The 253-nt window shown below is 57.7% G+C and carries 1 protein-coding gene; it reads left to right on the forward strand.

The genetic code is table 11. From position 1 onward, the window contains the following. Positions 1–188: MobC family plasmid mobilization relaxosome protein (locus E0D98_RS27130; RefSeq protein WP_039380836.1), on the forward strand; the 188-nt coding region annotated here is incomplete at its 5' end. Positions 189–253: the final 65 nt, after the last annotated feature.

The following is a 253-nucleotide window of genomic DNA, read 5'->3' on the forward strand; positions in this document are numbered from 1 at the left end:
CACCGCCGCTGTTGCGCCAGTTCGCTTCGGTCGGCAATAACCTGAATCAGATAGCCCGGAAGATAAACAGCGGACAGTGGTCGGGGCATGACCGGGTTCATGTGGTGGCTGCACTGATGGCCATCGGACGTGAACTGAGTGAGCTGAGGGATGAGGTCCGTAAACAGGGAGAACGGGATGATAGTTAAGTTTCATGCCAGGGGAAAAGGCGGTGGCAGTGGTCCGGTTGATTACCTGCTGGGCCGGGAGCGTA

This window comes from Escherichia sp. KCJ4928 (assembly GCF_004352695.1).
In the GTDB taxonomy this organism is placed as follows: Bacteria; Pseudomonadota; Gammaproteobacteria; order Enterobacterales; family Enterobacteriaceae; genus ECMA0423.